The 17,841-nt window shown below is 33.5% G+C and carries 13 protein-coding genes; 11 read left to right on the top strand and 2 right to left on the bottom strand.

Annotated elements, in window-relative coordinates; translation table 11 throughout:
* The first annotated feature begins 31 nt into the window (after positions 1-31).
* From ACFQ0S_RS09805 to ACFQ0S_RS09760, 10 genes are all read left to right on the top strand, one after another.
* Positions 32-1,738, top strand: a complete 1,707-nt coding sequence (locus ACFQ0S_RS09805) for a family 16 glycosylhydrolase (protein WP_379757062.1) — start codon at positions 32-34, stop codon at positions 1,736-1,738.
* 145 nt (positions 1,739-1,883) lie between these two features.
* Positions 1,884-4,934 carry a SusC/RagA family TonB-linked outer membrane protein gene (locus ACFQ0S_RS09800; RefSeq protein ID WP_379757065.1) on the top strand — a complete coding sequence of 1,017 codons (3,051 nt, stop codon included), beginning with the start codon at positions 1,884-1,886 and terminating at the stop codon, positions 4,932-4,934.
* An 11-nt stretch (positions 4,935-4,945) separates the two neighbouring features.
* Entirely contained in the window at positions 4,946-6,466 is a 1,521-nt protein-coding gene (locus ACFQ0S_RS09795; protein WP_379757068.1) for a RagB/SusD family nutrient uptake outer membrane protein, read from the top strand.
* Positions 6,467-6,478: 12 nt separating this feature from the next.
* Entirely contained in the window at positions 6,479-8,089 is a 1,611-nt protein-coding gene (locus ACFQ0S_RS09790; protein ID WP_379757071.1) for a hypothetical protein, read from the top strand.
* 16 nt (positions 8,090-8,105) lie between these two features.
* Positions 8,106-9,005, top strand: a complete 900-nt coding sequence (locus ACFQ0S_RS09785) for a glucan endo-1,3-beta-D-glucosidase (RefSeq protein WP_379757074.1) — start codon at positions 8,106-8,108, stop codon at positions 9,003-9,005.
* A gap of 81 nt (positions 9,006-9,086) precedes the next feature.
* Positions 9,087-10,166, top strand: coding sequence for a family 16 glycosylhydrolase (locus tag ACFQ0S_RS09780; RefSeq protein WP_379757077.1), 1,080 nt, complete (start codon positions 9,087-9,089; stop codon positions 10,164-10,166).
* A gap of 154 nt (positions 10,167-10,320) precedes the next feature.
* A complete protein-coding gene (locus ACFQ0S_RS09775; RefSeq protein ID WP_379757080.1) occupies positions 10,321-11,781 on the top strand; it encodes a glycoside hydrolase family 30 protein in 1,461 nt (486 codons plus the stop codon).
* A 46-nt stretch (positions 11,782-11,827) separates the two neighbouring features.
* Positions 11,828-14,086 carry a beta-glucosidase BglX gene (gene bglX / locus ACFQ0S_RS09770; RefSeq protein ID WP_379757083.1) on the top strand — a complete coding sequence of 753 codons (2,259 nt, stop codon included), beginning with the start codon at positions 11,828-11,830 and terminating at the stop codon, positions 14,084-14,086.
* Between the two features lie 208 nt (positions 14,087-14,294).
* Entirely contained in the window at positions 14,295-14,879 is a 585-nt protein-coding gene (locus tag ACFQ0S_RS09765) for an RNA polymerase sigma factor (RefSeq protein WP_379757086.1), read from the top strand.
* Between the two features lie 49 nt (positions 14,880-14,928).
* Positions 14,929-15,072, top strand: a complete 144-nt coding sequence (locus ACFQ0S_RS09760) for a hypothetical protein (RefSeq protein ID WP_379757089.1) — start codon at positions 14,929-14,931, stop codon at positions 15,070-15,072.
* A 16-nt stretch (positions 15,073-15,088) separates the two neighbouring features.
* Here ACFQ0S_RS09760 and ACFQ0S_RS09755 read toward each other — a convergent pair whose 3' ends face one another.
* Positions 15,089-15,748: an endonuclease III domain-containing protein gene (locus ACFQ0S_RS09755; protein WP_379757092.1), complete on the bottom strand. Its 660-nt coding sequence runs from the start codon at positions 15,746-15,748 to the stop codon at positions 15,089-15,091.
* A 99-nt stretch (positions 15,749-15,847) separates the two neighbouring features.
* Between ACFQ0S_RS09755 and bcp the strand changes: the two genes are divergently transcribed.
* Positions 15,848-16,300: a thioredoxin-dependent thiol peroxidase gene (bcp, locus tag ACFQ0S_RS09750; protein WP_379757095.1), complete on the top strand. Its 453-nt coding sequence runs from the start codon at positions 15,848-15,850 to the stop codon at positions 16,298-16,300.
* A gap of 56 nt (positions 16,301-16,356) precedes the next feature.
* Here bcp and ACFQ0S_RS09745 read toward each other — a convergent pair whose 3' ends face one another.
* Positions 16,357-17,817, bottom strand: a complete 1,461-nt coding sequence (locus ACFQ0S_RS09745; protein ID WP_379757098.1) for a TonB-dependent receptor — start codon at positions 17,815-17,817, stop codon at positions 16,357-16,359.
* Positions 17,818-17,841: the final 24 nt, after the last annotated feature.

Here is a 17,841-nt window from a genome sequence, read left to right as displayed (position 1 = left end):
ATTTGAAACACGGAATGAACAAAAAAACATCATGAAAAAAAATACTACTTTACAATTATTATTTGTACTTATATTAATAGGTCAATTCTGTTTTGCACAAGTCGATATCGTTTATAAAGACCTTGTTTGGTCAGATGAATTTGATAACAACGGAGCCGTCAATGCTAACAATTGGTTTCATCAAACGCAAATACCATCAGGCGGAAGCTGGTTTAATAACGAGGTACAACATTACACCAATCGCTTGAGTAATTCTTTTGTAGAAGCAGGAAATTTAAATATAATTGCAATAAAGGAGGATTTTAGAGATCAGAACGTTACTAAACAGTATACATCTGCTCGATTAAACTCTAAGTTTGCTTTTACCTACGGTCGAGTAGATATTAGAGCTAAAGCACCAAATGATGCTGGAACTTGGCCTGCATTATGGTTGTTAGGAAAAAATGTAAATGAAGATGGTGGCTATTTCGATTCAAATTTCGGAACAACGAGTTGGCCTGCTTGTGGTGAACTAGATATTATGGAGCATGGAATTTTCCCTGACAAGCCTAAAAACTATATTGGTGCTGCCATACACACACCATCATCTAATGGTAATACCGTGAACAAAGGCGGAATACAAGCTAATGACATAGCACAAAATTACCATATTTATTCTATGAACTGGTCACCCAACCAAATTTCATTTCTTTTAGATGATGTGGTTTATTACACCTACAATCCCACTGTAAAAAACGCAAGTACTTGGCCATTTGATAAGGATCAATATATATTATTAAACATCGCTATGGGTGGTTTTGCAGGAGCAATTCCATCTAATTTTGTTCAAGCTTCTATGATAATCGATTATGTAAGAATATATCAAAATACTGCTATTGATACTCAAGCACCAACTAATTTTACAGCTACAGTAGGGCAAGTTACAGGTTCTTCTGTTGAATTAATTTTGAATGCATCAGATGATTCAGGAAATATGGTTTACACCATAGAGTACGGGAATGGTTTAAAAACCATATATAGTCCAGCTGGAGTTCAAAAATCGGTAATTATTCCTAACTTAACCCAAAATACCAATTATACTTTCACAGTAACAGCTAGCGATTTGTCAGGAAAACCAGCAGAAAACAATCCAATTGTACTCAATGCAAAAACTTCTTTAAGGTTGGAATGTACAGGAAATGATACTCAGGCTTTAGCCGGTCAAGGTTCATTTACAACGGGTTATAAATATGCTTTCGAAACCATAGGGACAGATGTTAAGATTACTTTCGAACTTTTAGATACTAATAAAGTAGGAGTTGTTGCTTTTTTATGGAAAGAATCTCCTTTCTCTGAAGTGCAAATGGCAACTGTTTCAGGTAATATTTTTACCTCAACCATATCTGGACAAACTATTGGTTCAACCATTAGTTATGGTGTTAAATTTGCTTTTGCTGGGGGTCAATCAGCAACTAAATATTTTCAATATGTGGTGGGCAAAAGTTGTTCGTTAGGAGTTGAAACTGTTTCTAAAGTAAAGCAATCTTATTTTCCGAACCCTGTAGAAAACATTTTGAGCTTGAGGTTAACTGACGATCAAAACGAAATTTCAATAACGGATGTTTTAGGAAAAAAACAGTTAGAAGTTATAGTAAAAGCCTCTCATGATTTAGACATGAGTGCTTTTAAGTCAGGAATTTACTTTCTAAAAGTGAAAAATTCTCAAGGAATAGAAAATATAAAAATTATAAAAAAATGATAACCAACTAAAACTGAATTTTATAAGAGTAAAAAAAGCATTTTATCTGATGAATGTCTATTAAAACCGATATCTTCTTTTCAAAAAAAGAGATATTTATTAACATAAAAACCACTATTAATTACTAACCAAAAATTTTAGAAAAATGAAAAAAACAAGAATGTTTATTTTTTATGTTTTCGCACTTTTATTTTCAATTTACGGTCAAGCTCAAACGCTTACCATTAAAGGAAAGGTGCTAGACGAAAATGGATTGCCCACACCAGGTGCAACAATTTTAGTGAAAGGAACCACTACTTCGACGGTTTCTGATTTTGACGGTAATTATCAGATTAATGCTGATTCAAATGGAACTTTACTAATCAGTTATGTTGGTTATACTCAGAGTCAGGAAGCAATAAGCGGAAGGACACAAATAGATGTTAAACTTAAGCCGGAAACGCAATCTTTACAAGAAGTGGTTGTAATTGGGTATGGTTCTCAGAAAAAGCGAGAAGTAACAGGAGCTGTCTCTGTTGTAGATAGTAAAACTCTAGATATTTTAAAACCAGTTAGGATAGAGCAAGCGCTTCAAGGAACTGTTTCTGGTGTGAATGTAACCTCGACTTCAGGTTCTCCGGGTGCCAAATTAGACATTCGTATTCGAGGGATTGCTACCAATGGCGATGCAGAACCACTTACTATTATTGATGGTTATATAGGAGAACTCGGATTGTTAAACCCGAACGATATAGAATCTATTACAGTTTTAAAAGATGCCCAAGCTGCAATTTATGGTTCTGCTGCAGCAAATGGGGTTATTTTAGTAATTACCAAAACAGGGAAGAAAAATGCTAAAGGAAAGTTGGCCTATAACACTTACACTGGTTTTCAAGAAACAGCGAAAACGTTGTCAACTTTAAATGCTACTCAATATGCTGCATTACTCAACGAAAGTTATGCTAATGGTGGAAAACCGCTACCTTATCCTAACTTATCTTCTAGTATAGGACAAGGAACTGATTGGCAAAAAGAAGTTTTTGGTAGAAATGTACCTATCATTAGTCATGATTTGACTTTTTCTGGTGGATCTGAAAAAATTACGTATGCAGTAAGTGGTTCTCATTTAGACCAAGAAGGAATTGTAGGAGGAGATAAATCGGGTTTTTTAAGAAATACAGCAAGATTATCATTAAATGCTGATGTTTCGGATAGATTAAAACTAAAATCGAACGTTATTTATACCTATTTCAATAGAAAAACTTTACTTGAAAACGGAAACGCCTCAGTGCTTTTAAATTCAGTAAATGCTCCTACTGTGCTTAAACCGTATGATGCAAATGGAAATTTCACCGTTTTTCCTGGAGGAACTTTAGGCAATGAAATGATTAATCCATTAGCCCAAATAGACAATACCTACAACAGATATAATTTTAAACAAATCAGTGGTAATTTCGGATTGGACTATAAATTATTTAAAGATTTTGTTATTTCTAGTAATTTAGGGTTTAAATCGGCAAATAGTGAGGGTAAATCTTTCGCCAAAATTGTAGATTATGGAGGCGGAAAGGTATTTAATGTAGATAGAAGTTCAGTATCTCAAAACGCTATTAACGATAATAATTATTCTTTTGATATTTTTGGAACGTATACCAAAACAATAGCCGAAAACCATAAAGTAGTTGCCATGGTTGGTAACACCATTTATAAAGAATATGGTAATGGTTTGTTTGCAACTGGTTTCGACGTTCCTAATAATTCATGGGAATTTGCAGATATTGATTTGGCTGATGGTCCAACAGAAGGAAATATTAATCCTGCTGGGTCTTACATTTATGACGAAAGAAGACTTTCTTATTTTACGAGACTACAATATGACTTTAAAGGAAAATACCTTTTGTCTGGAATGTTACGTAGAGATTCTTCTACCAAATTTGGACCTGGAAATAAAGTAGGTTATTTCCCATCACTTACAGCTGGTTGGTTAATATCTGATGAGGCATTCTTTGGCGAAAAAAACATAGTAAACTTCATGAAGTTGAGAGGAAGTTATGGTATAGTAGGAAATGATAGAATTCCTAATAATGGTTATATATCTCAGTTAACCGGAGAAGCTACTTACCTTTTTGATGGAGGTTTAGTTAACGGTCGAGCGACAGGACAAATCCCAAACCCAAATTTAAAATGGGAACAAGCTAAGAAATTTGATGTGGGTTTGGATATCAATTTATATAATAACAAGGTTAATATTGTAGCTGATTATTTTATAGATACCAGAGCCGATTTGTTAATTCCATTGATTCCTGTTTCAGGTATTCTAGGAGGAGCTGCCCCTGGAGCATCTAATCCAACCATTAATGCAGGAACGGTTAGAAACTCAGGATTAGAATTTGCTGTAAATTATAAAAATGAATTCTCTGATGAATTTAGTATAAATCTTGGATATAATGTTACACTCCTTAAAAATAATGTTACTCAAATAAATGGCGCTCCATATGTTGAAGGTGGTGTGTTTGGAGTTGGTCAACAATTTCCTTCCCGAATGCAAGTAGGACATTCAATGGGGTATTTTTATGGTTTAAAAACAAATGGATTGTATCAAAATCAAGCTGATGTAGATGCTCAACCAATTCAAAATGGGGTTAGAGCTAACGCTGGTGATATTCGTTATGTAGATGTTAATGGAGATGGAAAAATTACTTTAGAGGATGACAGAACCGATATTGGAGATCCGATTCCTGAGGCGACTATGGGTTTCAATGTTCAGTTAAATTATAAAGGGATTGATTTTTCAATGTACACTTTTGCTTCTATAGGGAACGATATGGTTCGAAATTACGAAAGCATTGCTGATGATGCCAACCGTTTGACTTATGTTTTAGACCGATGGACTGGGGAAGGAACAAGCAATACAGTACCAAGAGTTACTACAGGTGCCAATACTAACAGATTATTTTCAGATTATTTTGTAGAGGATGCATCTTTCTTTAGAATTCAAAACATACAGTTAGGGTACACTTTAAATTCTAGTTTTGTTTCGAAAGCAGGTATTTCAAAATTAAGATTATATGCCGGAGTGAACAATTTATACACCTTTACTAAATACAAAGGGTATGATCCTGGCGCTTCAAATGGAGCTCCAATTGGCGGCGGAATTGATGATGGTTTTTATCCTATTCCAAGAACCTATTTATTGGGTTTAAATATTAATTTTTAATTTAAATAAAGATGAAAAAGTATATAAATATAGCAATAGCAAGCGTTGCGATTTTATCGACAATAGTTGTTTCGTGTAACGATGATTTTGTTGAAAGACCTGTTCAGTATTCCATTGATGCAGAGAATTATTTCAATTCTAAAACCGATTACGAGGCTGCCTTGATTGCAGCTTACGATTTATTACATTCCACTTTTATCAATGTCTTGATGGGAGAGATTGCTTCTGACAACACTTTTGCAGGGGGTAATGGTCCAAACGACGTACCTGGCTATCAATCAGTTGATGATATGATTCATTCACCAGTAAATGCTCAAATTAAACAATTGTGGGATTGGATGTTTGCAGGAGTTCAGAGAGCCAATTACATACTAGAATTTAAAGACAAAACTGATTTCGAAGGCAAGAATCAAATTATTGCTCAAGCACGGTTTCTTAGAGCCTATTATCATTTTGAATTGGTAAAATGGTTTGGAGGAATCCCAATGAATGGAGACAAACGATTTCTTTCTGGCGATGAAAAAACCGTTCCGCGTTCTTCAGTGAATGAGGTGTATGCCTCTATCGAAGCTGATTTAATTTATGCTACTCAAAATTTGAGTGTAGCTGCGGCACAACAAGGAAGAGCCACTAGCGGAGCAGCATTCGCGCTGCTAGGAAAAGCCTATTTGTATCAAGGAAAATACACCGAAGCTGCAGCTACTCTTGAAATCCTGATTACTAAAGGAAATTATCGTTTGGTAAGCACTTCAGATTTGACACCGCAACAAATTTCAGATGGTCTAACTCCTTTTGGAAGCATTTTTGAAGAAGCTGGAGAAAACGGACCAGAGTCTGTTTTTGAAATACAGTATACCGATGTTGAAGGTGGTCGTTACGAGGGCTTACAAAACATTGAAGGGAATGTAGCAGTAGGTTTTGCTGGTCCTTTTGGTTATGAAGGCCCTGTATTCGCTGATGGTAATAACTTTAATTTGCCTACTCCAAAAATAGTAAGTGCTTTTGAAGCGGGAGACACCAGAAAAGAGGTGACCATTTTAGATATGGCTACTTGGATTCCTGCAAATCCTGGAACTAAATATACCAAACAAAATGAGGATACTGGTTTTTTTAACAGAAAATACATACCTAGAACAAGAAGAATTGGGGCTGCAAATGATCAAAAACTAACGAGTCCAAATAATTACAGAGCTATTCGTTATGCTGATGTGCTTTTGATGGCAGCAGAAGCAAGCAGTAAAAGTGGTAATGATGTTAAGGCAAGAGAATATTTAAATCTTGTTAGAGACAGAGCATTTGGAGATGAAAATCACCGAATTTCTGAATCAGGTTCAGCATTATACGATGCTATTTTAGCAGAAAGAAGAGTAGAACTAGCTGGTGAAGGGCACCGTTTCTTCGATTTAGTTAGAACTGGTAAAGCAGCACAAGAAATCGATGGATTTGTTGCTGGAAAAAATGAATTATTCCCTATTCCATTTGAAGAGATTCAATTCTCAGGAGGAAATTGGGCACAAAACCCTAAATATTAAAAAAGTATAGCTATGAAAAATATAAAATTTATTTTTGGTTTCGTAATCTTATTGGCTCTAGCCATAAGTTGTACGGTTGATGGTATCGATGATGATACTTCGCTTTTCAATTCACTTGGAGCACCAACGAATGTTACTGCATTTTATAATATTACTCAGGATAATTCGGGTCTTGTAACCATTACCCCAAATGGTGAAAGTGTTGTATCTTTTGATATATATTATGGTGATGGAACTCTCACGCCAGCTACTGTTGTTCCTGGAAAAAGTACTTCGCATATTTATGCAGAAGGCACCTATACTGTAAAAATAATTGCTACGAGTGTTAAAGGATTAAAAACAGAAGTTACTCAAAGCTTAGTAGTGTCGTTAAAAGCACCTGAAAATTTAGTGGTTACTATTTCTAATGATTTGTTAATTTCAAAAAAAGTGAATGTTAAAGCAACAGCAGATTTTGCAACTATGTTTGATGTGTATTTTGGAGAACCCGGTAATGATACACCGGTATCTGCAAATATTGGAGGAACAGCTTCCTACACTTATATAAATTCAGGAACTTATACTATAAGAATAGTTGTGAAAAGTGGAGCCATTAAAACAACCGAATATTCAGAGAGTTTTGTTGTAACAGCTATCCTTCAGCCTACAACTTCGGCTCCAGCCCCTCCTTTACGACAAGAAGCTAATGTTATTTCTATCTACGGTTCAAAATATACCAATGTTGCGGGTTCAAATTACTTCCCAGATTGGGGACAAGGAGGACAAGGCAGCAGTTGGAGTGAATTCGATTTGAATGGAGACAAGATGTTAAATTATATTAAATTGAGCTACCAAGGAATCGACATAGGGTCGGCTATTGATGCCTCTTCTATGGAGTTTCTTCATATTGATATTTGGTCAGCTTCAAATATATCAGTCGATATTTTTCCACTTCCAGACGGAGTTATACCAGCAAATGAAAGATTTGTAACTAAAACTTTGGTAGCCAATCAATGGAATAGTTTTGATATACCTTTAACGGATTTTACAAGTCAAGGTTTACCTATTAACAATTTAAAACAATTTAAATTTGTTGGAGCGCCTTGGGCAACAGGAACCATTTTTATAGATAATCTTTATTTCTATAAAACAGCAGCTCCTTCAACTGGATTAGCAGGAACATGGAAAATGGCTCCAGAAGCAGGTTCTTTAAAAGTAGGTCCCAGCTCAGGAAGTGGTGCTTGGTTTTCAATTAGCGATCAAGCCGTAATTGATAGGGCATGTTATTTTGATGACACTTATGTTTTTTCTTCAAACGGAACTTTTAGTAATGTTTTAGGCACAGAGACTTGGCTTGAGAAATGGCAAGGTGTTGCTGTGGATGCATGCGGAGCACCAGTAGCTCCTCATGATGGTTCGGCAGCTAGCTATGTTTATGACGAAGTTGCAGGAACAATTAAGATTACAGGTGCGGGTGCTTACCTTGGTCTTCCAAAAGCAAATAATGCTGGAGAGTTACCTAATGTTGCTGTTCCCAATTCAATAACGTATAATGTAACGCTTTCAGAGGATAAGAATACAATGAATGTAGTTATTGAAGCCGGAAATGGAGTGTTTTGGTCCTACAAATTGGTAAGAATTTAATTTAAAAAGATAAAAAATGAAAAATATAAAATATTTTATTAGTTTTCTTTCATTGGTTTTACTATTAAGTAGCTGTGAAAAAGAAGATTATGAGTTTGGAGACATTGTTGCTCCAACCAATTTGACAATTACTCCTGAAATTGTAGGTAAAGATGCGAGTAATCCATACGGTGATGGCTCTGGTGTAGTAAATATTACCGCCAAAGCAGATAATGCAGTTTCTTATAAATTTATTCATAATGGTACTGAAGAAATGCGTTCATCCGGATTTAAAAATTATAATTTTGCAAAAACGGGTACTAATAAATATATTGTAACTGTAGTTGCCACCGGAAAAGGGGGCATAAGTTCAAGTGCAACTATTGAGTTTGAAGTATTGGTAGTATATGTTCCACCTGCAGAATTGGTAACGATGCTAAATGCCAATAGCTCTAGAACATGGAGAATAAAAGCAGAAGGAAATAATCATTTTGGATTAGGACCAGTGGGCGGTTCCGTTATAACAGAATGGTATGGAGCTCCTGCAAATGCAAAAGCCAATACGGGTATGTATGATGACCGTTTTACGTTCAATTCGGATTTAAGTTTTACTCACGATACAGGAGCTGATGGTACGGTTTTTGGTCGTAAAACATTAATAGAAGAGTTAAACGGTCCTGGAGGAACTGGTGAAGGGGATGATATTATTCAGTATCCTTATGCTAGTAATACTGGTCAGTATAGTTTTTCAGCTCCTAATGGTGTTGAAACTATAACCCTTTCTGGTCTTGGTTTTATTGGTTATTATACTGGCGGAAGTCATCAGTACCGAATTTTTGATAGAGAAAAAAGAAATAATCCAAACGAATTGGTTTTAAGTACTGTTGACGGTAATAATGGGTTTGAATGGTGGTTTGTACTAGTACCAGCTGAATAAAGTATAGATTTTAAAGATATAGGAGCTAAATTATTTAGCTCCTATTTTTATATAGTAAATAATCAATTAAATATTTAATAAATGCTAAATTCGTTTTTTAAAAATAGAAAACATCTTGCAGTATTAATAGCGCTAATTCTATTAATTTCTTGTAGCTCTTCAGACGGAGGTTCTAATAATGATGCTGGAACTATGCCTTCTAATCTTACAGTAACAACTGAAATTACTGGTAAAAGTACAGAAAATCCAAATGGTGATGGTAGTGGTAACGTTAAATTCAATATTAATGCAACAAATGCGACATCCTATAAAATATCATTTGGTGATGGAAATGTACAAAATTTTACTAATGGTATAATTAATTATACTTATAAAACAGCTGGGACTTACAGCTATTTAGTCACTATAACCGCTTTAAATGGGTCAAATGCTATTAGTACTTCTGTTACTATAACTTTAAGTGTTTCTACAGCGCCAATATGGTCTGATGAATTCAATGTAAACGGTGCGCCAAACTCTTCTAAATGGGGATTTGATATAGGAACGGGTAATAATGGATGGGGAAATAATGAATCTCAATACTATACCAACCGAAGGGATAATGTGATTGTTGAAAATGGTGTTCTAAAAATTATAACAAAAAAAGAAGATTTTCAAGGCAGTAATTATACATCTGCTAGACTGTTAACTAAAGGTAAATTTTCAATTAAATACGGAAAAATTGAATTTAGAGCAAAACTACCTGCGGGAGGAGGAACTTGGCCTGCTTTATGGATGTTGGGAAATAATATAGATGCTGTAGGATGGCCAGCATGCGGCGAAATAGACATCATGGAGCATACAGGAAATCAGCTCAATAAAATATTAGGAACACTTCATTATTCGGGACGTTCAGGAGGCAACGCTGATTCTTCAAGTAAGATTATTTCTAATGCGACTACAGAGTTTCATATATACTCCATAGAGTGGAGAGCTGATTTTATTAATTTTTATATTGATAATCAATTGTTTAAAAATTTTAAAAATAGTACTACTTTGCCATTTAATCAGAATTTTTTCTTGATAATGAATTGTGCAATGGGAGGTGGATTAGGAGGAGCAATTGACCCAAATTTCGCATCTTCTACTTTCGAAATAGATTACGTTAGAGTATATAATTAGTACAGTTTTATTTACCCATTGCGTGAAATTTAAAACTAGGTTTTACGTGATGAGTTTATTTTATTTAGCTTAATTAAATATTCAAAAATGTTTCTTGACAACTTTAGTGAAATAAAAAGTGGACTAATAAAACTATTGAAAATAGTAAAATTTTATGAAAGTAGTAATAATACCAATAATAGTACTTGTAGTATCAAGTGTTTTTTCGCAACAAAAAAAAGAATCTTTCTCAAGTATGTTCTCAATAGAAAACAAATCAGTTACGGTATTCACTTCTGCTGATAGCACTAGTTTAAAACTATCTAGAGCTAATTCAAATTTGACATTTAGAGCGTTCAATCAGCCACTAGAAACAGATATATGTATTTTCGTAAATCCAAATAAACAATTTCAAACTTTTATTGGAATTGGTGGAGCTATTACTGACGCTAGTGCAGAAGTATTTGCAAAACTTTCAAAAGAAAAACAACTAGAGTTTTTAAACGCCTATTTTTCTAGCGACAAAGGCATAGGGTATTCGGTTATTCGAACAAATATGAACAGCTGTGATTTTAGTTCAAAAAGTTATACTTACATAACTGAAGGTGATAATGAACTTCAATCTTTTTCAATTGATATTGATAAAGAATACAAACTACCATTACTTAAAAAAGCAATGGCAATGATTGGCAAAAAGGCTTCTTTGTATATCAGTCCATGGTCTCCGCCTGCATTTATGAAAGATAATAATAATGTACTTCAAGGCGGAAAACTTTTACCAGAGTATTATCAACCTTGGGCTAATTATTATGTAAAATATATAAATGAACTCGAAAAAGAAGGGATTCCCGTTTGGGGATTGACAATACAAAATGAGCCAATGGCGAAACAACGTTGGGAATCGTGTATTTATTCTGCCGAAGAAGAGAGAGATTTTCTTAAAAAATTCTTAGGGCCTACACTCAAAAAAGCAGGACTTGGAAATAAAAAAATAATTGTTTGGGATCATAATCGAGATTTAATCACACAAAGAGTGAATGTAATTCTTGATGATAAAGATGCTAGTAAATACGTTTGGGGTATTGGTTTTCATTGGTATGAAAACTGGAGTGGAGGCAATCAAATGTATGAAAATATAGATGCGGTCAACGAAATGTATCCAACAAAAAATCTTTTATTTACCGAGGGCTGTGTAGAGAAATTTGACTCTAAAAAATATCAACTTTGGGCAAACGGAGAACGTTATGGAAAATCTATGATTAACGATTTTAATAATGGAACAGTAGGTTGGACTGATTGGAATATTCTTTTAGATCAATACGGAGGTCCAAACCATGTTCAAAATTTTTGCTTTTCACCTATTCATGCAGATGTAACTAAAGATGAACTTATTTATACACCTTCTTATTTTTTTATAGGTCATTTTTCTAAATTTATTCAAAAAGGAGCCAAAAGAATTAGTAGTGTAGCAAGTAGAAGTAAATTGTTAACCACTTCATTTCTTAATCCGGACGGAAAAATAGTCACTATTGTAATGAATCAGGACAGTAAAAAAGTAAAATACAATCTTTGTATTGGAATGGTAGCTACCGAAATTGAAATCCCATCTCATGCCATTCAAACATTAATATATTAAATGAATAAATATATTTAAAGTCACATTAACAGATATAAAAAAGGATATGAAAATATATATTAGAGTGATTTTTTTGCTCACTATTTTATCGGGGTATTCCCAAGAAAAGAATACTGACAAGAAAGTTGATGATCTTCTAAAAAAAATGACTCTAAATGAAAAAATAGGGCAGCTTAATCAGTACAGTGGTTTTTGGGATTTTACGGGTCCAGTTCCAAAGGATGGGGATGCAGCAAAAAAGTATCAGGATATTAAATCGGGACTTGTAGGCGCAATGCTTAATGTAAAAGGGGTTAAAAACATCTACAAATTACAAAAAATTGCTGTTGAAGAAACGCGTTTAGGAATCCCGCTTTTATTTGGATATGATATAATTCACGGGTACAAAACCATTAGTCCTATTCCATTAGCTGAATCAGCGAGTTGGGATTTACTAGCCATTCAAAAATCGGCCGAAATTGCAGCAGAAGAAGCTGCAGCGGCAGGAATTAATTGGACATTTGCTCCAATGATTGATGTTACGCGTGATGCACGTTGGGGAAGAGTTATGGAAGGCGCAGGTGAAGATACTTTTTTAGGAATTAAAATTGCTGAGGCTCGAATCAAGGGTTTTCAAGGAAATCTTTCATCAAACAAAAATATAATTGCCTGTGCAAAACACTTTGCGGGCTATGGATTTGCAGAAGCCGGTAAAGAATACAATACCGTTGACGTAAGTAATGAAACACTTCAAAATATAATTTTCCCTCCATTTAAAGCTGCTGTAGCTGCTGGTGTACGTTCTTTCATGAACTCATTTAACCAATTAAACGGTATTCCAGCTACTGGAAATAAATATTTACAAAGAGATATTCTAAAAGGAGCATGGGATTTTCAAGGATTTGTTGTTTCCGATTGGGGGTCAATAAAAGAATTGGTAACTCATGGTTATGCAAAAGATAATATACACGCAGCAGAAATTGCTATAAATGCAGGTTCTGATATGGATATGGAATCAAATGTTTATATAAAATATTTAAACGATTTGGTAAAAAACGGAAAAGTAAATGAATCAACTATAGATGACGCCGTAAGACGCGTTTTAAAAGTAAAATTTGAATTAGGTTTATTTGAAAATCCTTATAAATATTGCGACGAAGCCTATGAAAAAGCAACTATCGGAAAACCAGAGTTTCAGGAAGGTGTTTTAGATATGGCAAAAAAATCTATTGTATTATTAAAAAATGAAATTAATTTACTGCCTTTAAAAAAGTCAGGCCAAAAAATTGCACTTATTGGTGCTTTAGCCAATGATAAAAATAGTCCTTTAGGAAATTGGAGATTAGCTGCTGATGATCATTCTGCTATTTCTGTTTTAGAAGGATTGCAAAAATACAAAGGAAACCAATTGACTTATGCAAAAGGGGCTGATGTAATAGTAGGAGAAACACGTTTTGCTAAAGAAGTTAAAGTCAATACAACAGATAAAACAGGATTTGAAGAAGCTATAGCAACCGCAAAAAATGCAAATGTTGTCATCATGGTTTTAGGAGAAAACGGATTTCAATCTGGCGAAGGTAGGAGTAGAACCGATATTGGATTGCCTGGAGTTCAACAAGAATTATTAGAAGCGGTTTATGCTGTTAATAAAAATATTGTATTAGTACTAAATAACGGAAGACCACTAGCTTTTCCGTGGGCTGCAGAGCATGTTCCTGCAATTGTTGAAGCATGGCAGTTAGGAACTCAAAGCGGTAATGCGATAGCAGAAGTATTATATGGTGATTACAATCCGAGTGGAAAATTAACAATGACATTTCCAAGAAACGTAGGACAATTGCCTATTTATTACAATTATAAAAGCACTGGTCGTCCAATGCAAGAGAAAGATCCTGATGTTGTTTTTTGGTCACATTATATTGATGAAAAGGACAATCCTTTATATCCTTTTGGATACGGATTAAGTTATTCTAAATTTGAGTATTCTAACATTCAACTTGACAAGATATCTTTTTCTGAAAACGGCAACATAAAAGTTTCAGTTGATTTAAAAAACAACAGTGAAATTATAGGTAAAGAAGTCGTTCAATTATACATTCGTGATTTAGTGGGAAGTTTTGCAAGACCTGTAAAAGAATTAAAAGGTTTTGAAATGGTCGAATTAAAACCCTTCGAGTCAAAAACAATTACATTTATAATTAATCAAAAAACAATCGAATTTTATACTGCAAATTCAAAATGGGAAGCCGAACCTGGTGATTTTAAAGTTTTTGTTGGAGGAAATTCTGAGGCAACTCTTGAAGCAGACTTTCAATATTTAAAATAAATAAAAGATAGTTTATGAATTAGTATGCCTAAAAAAGATTTTTTTTATTGTATAATAACTGTTAAAGTTTGAGTTAAAACTTGTTTCTTAAGAAAGAATTATAGTATATTTGGTTTAATATTAATTAAACTTTAACATTCAGCCTATACAAAAAACTACTTTTTAGAGAATTTTCTCAAAATTTTTATACAAACTAAAAGGTAATTTTATGGCTAATGTACAAACCCCAGATGCACTATTGGTAAAAAATTATATGGCTGGCGATGAGAACGCTTTGTCAATATTAATAAATAGGCACCAATCAAAAATATACGGTTTTATCTATTCCAAAATTCCGGATAGAGATATATCTGACGATATTTTTCAAGATACTTTTGTTAAAGTAATAAAAACTTTAAAATCAAATTCCTATAATGAAGAAGGTAAATTTTTACCATGGGTAATGCGAATTGCTCATAATCTCATCATTGATCATTTTAGAAGAAATAAAAAAATGCCCATGTTTAGAGAAACTGAAGAGTTTTCTATTTTTTCGATTATGACAGATCATTCTTTAACGGTTGAAAACCAAATAATTGCAGATCAAGTGCAAGAAGATTTAAAAAAAATCATTGAAGAGTTGCCCGAAGATCAAAAAGAGGTATTGGTTATGCGCATCTATCAAGACCTTAGTTTTAAAGAAATTTCTGAATTGACAGGAGTTAGTATCAACACTGCCTTAGGAAGAATGCGGTACGCATTAATGAATTTAAGAAAGGTAATTGATAAACATCAAATTATTTTAACGAACTAACAATATTTAAAGAAAAACCTCGTTGTAGTACTAACAAACAAACTACAATATGGCAAAAATTTACTCTAAAAAAGCATTAGTTACCAATTCGATGAAACCTAAAAAAGAAACAATATCTTTTTTATTAAGTTACTCTAAAGCGTTACGCATTATTAAAGTGGGTAAAATGAACATTGAAACGATAGCTAATTAGGAAAATGTCTCGGTAATTACCGAGACATTTTTTTTTGATAATCTTCTAAAATCGTTTTTCTACCAATTGTTTTAGTGATAATGTCTTTCTCTAAATCCCATCCTCTAGCAGGTGAATATTCTCTGCCATACCAAATAATTTGAAGATGTAAATCATTCCAAATAGATTCAGGAAAAATTCGTTTTGCATCTTTTTCAGTTTGTACCACGTTTTTACCATTTGTCAAGTTCCAACGAAACATCAATCGATGAATATGGGTATCAACAGGAAATGCAGGAACCCCAAAAGCTTGTGACATAACCACACTTGCGGTTTTATGACCAACTGCTGGTAACGATTCTAAAGCTTCAAAACTTTGAGGCACTTTTCCGTCGTATTTTTCAATAAGAATTTCAGACAAACCGTGAATCCCCTTTGATTTCATTGGAGATAAACCACAAGGGCGAATAATTTCTTTGATTTCTTCGATGCTCATTTTTACCATATCGTAAGGATTGTCTGCTTTAGCAAAAAGTAATGGTGTAATTTTATTTACACGAACATCTGTACATTGCGCTGAGAGTAAAACAGCAATCAACAAAGTATAAGGATCCTTATGATCTAAAGGAATAGGAATAGATGGATATAAATCATTTAACGTATTTATAACAAATGTTACACGTTCTTGTTTGGTCATTTTAGTTTATTTTTGAAATGTAAAATAAGTCAATTGCAATGTCAATTGCAAAAAATCACTACCAATTATAAGAAATTTAATAATTCAAAAATACAAATAATGATGCCACTTAAAAAAGGAGATAAAGCGCCAAATTTTTCTGCGAAAGATCAGGATGGAATGCTACATTCATTAGCAGATTATAAAGGAAAAAAATTAGTAGTTTTCTTTTATCCTAAAGCAAATACGCCAGGTTGCACAGCAGAAGCTTGTGATTTAAGAGATAATTTCGATAGATTTACAGCCAATAATTATGCATTACTTGGTGTAAGTGCAGATAATGCTAAAGCGCAATTGAATTTTAAAAATAAATATGATTTCCCTTTTCCGTTACTTGCCGATGAAGATAAATCAGTAATTGAAGCGTTTGGAGTTTGGGGGCCTAAAAAATTTATGGGCAAGGAATATGATGGAATAAATAGAACCACATTTATAATTGATGAAAACGGAATTATAGAAGAAGTAATTTCAGATGTAAAAACAAAAGCACATGCGTCTCAAATATTAGGATAAGATTCAAAAAAGACCTCCATTAAGAAATTCTTAATGGAGGTCTAAAATAAAAGCAATTACTTACTTTTTTCTAAAACTTTATCAGGATCATAACCAAACAAGTGATCTTTTTTAATAAGTTCAGCAACACCTTGAGGCAACATATTTTCCCAGCCTAATTTACCTTGGTTTATCATTTTCAATACTTCACGTGAAAACACTTTAAGAAACTTAGGGTTGTAATCAACAATATCAATAACTTTTCCGTTAAACTTAAAGAATTTGTACAACTCTTTCATTCGTGGATGTACTTTTAAATTTTCAGATGTAATGATATCTCCATTTTCATCAATCATTGGATACAAGAATACTTTTAAATCTCGGTAGAATAATTTACCAAAAGCTTCTAAAATTCCTCCGCTAAGGTGACGATAATATTTTTCGTCAAAAATATCAATCAAGTTATTTACTCCCATTGCCAATCCCATTCTTGCTTTGGTGTAATTAGAGAAATATTCTACTACTTTATAATACTCCTGAAAGTTTGAAATCATTACCGTTTGACCTAAGGAACAAAGCAATTCCGCTCTATCCATAAAATCTCTCTCATCAATTTCTCCTTCTGAACGTAAATTGGATAATGTGATTTCAAAAATCACTAAAGTATTTTCTTTTACTACCTTACTTTCCTCGAGAAACATTTTTAAGGATCGCTCATACATATCCATATTAACGCTCGTAACAGGACGGAAACTCCCTCTTAAAGCTAATATGTTTTTTTTGTAGAGAATAGCCGCAGGTAGTATATTTTTTCCTTCAGGATTAAACATAACCGCATCAGTCATCCCATTTTTTACCAATTGTAAACTCATCAAACGATTATCAACATCTGCAAAACGAGGTCCAGAGAAATTTATAGTATCAATCTCTAATTGATCTTTGTCTAAATGATCATATAAATAACGCAATAATTTTTTTGGATTGTCATGTTTATAATAGGCACCATAAATTAAGTTTACACCAAGAATTCCTAAAGTTTCTTGTTGCAGTCTAGCATCAGTTTCCTTAAATCGAATGTGAATAATGATATCATTATAATCTTCTCCTGGTTCAATTTGATAACGAATTCCTACCCAGCCATGACCTTTAAATTGTTTTGCAAAATCAATAGTGGCAACAGTATTTGCATAACTAAAAAACATTTTATGCGGGTGTTTATCTCTTTTTAAGCGCTTTTCAATCAAATTAACTTCTAGAGTCAGCATTTTTTTTAGTCGACTTTCTGTAACATACCTACCATCTTCTTCAATACCATAAATAGAATCACTAAAATCTTTATCATAGGCCGACATTGCTTTTGCAATTGTTCCAGAAGATCCACCCGATCTAAAAAAATGACGAACTGTTTCTTGCCCGGCACCAATCTCGGCAAAGGTTCCGTAGATGTTTTCATTCAAATTAATCCGTAGGGCTTTGTCTTTTATAGAAGGGATTTGCTCAATTACTTTGTCACCTTTTAATTTTATTGCTTTTTCCATTTGTTTTTATAGAGGATATATGAC

The organism is Flavobacterium myungsuense (assembly GCF_042677265.1).
In the GTDB taxonomy this organism is placed as follows: Bacteria; Bacteroidota; Bacteroidia; order Flavobacteriales; family Flavobacteriaceae; genus Flavobacterium; species Flavobacterium myungsuense.
The sequence above is the reverse complement of the archived record's forward strand: the minus strand, read 5'-3'. Positions and strand labels throughout refer to the sequence as shown.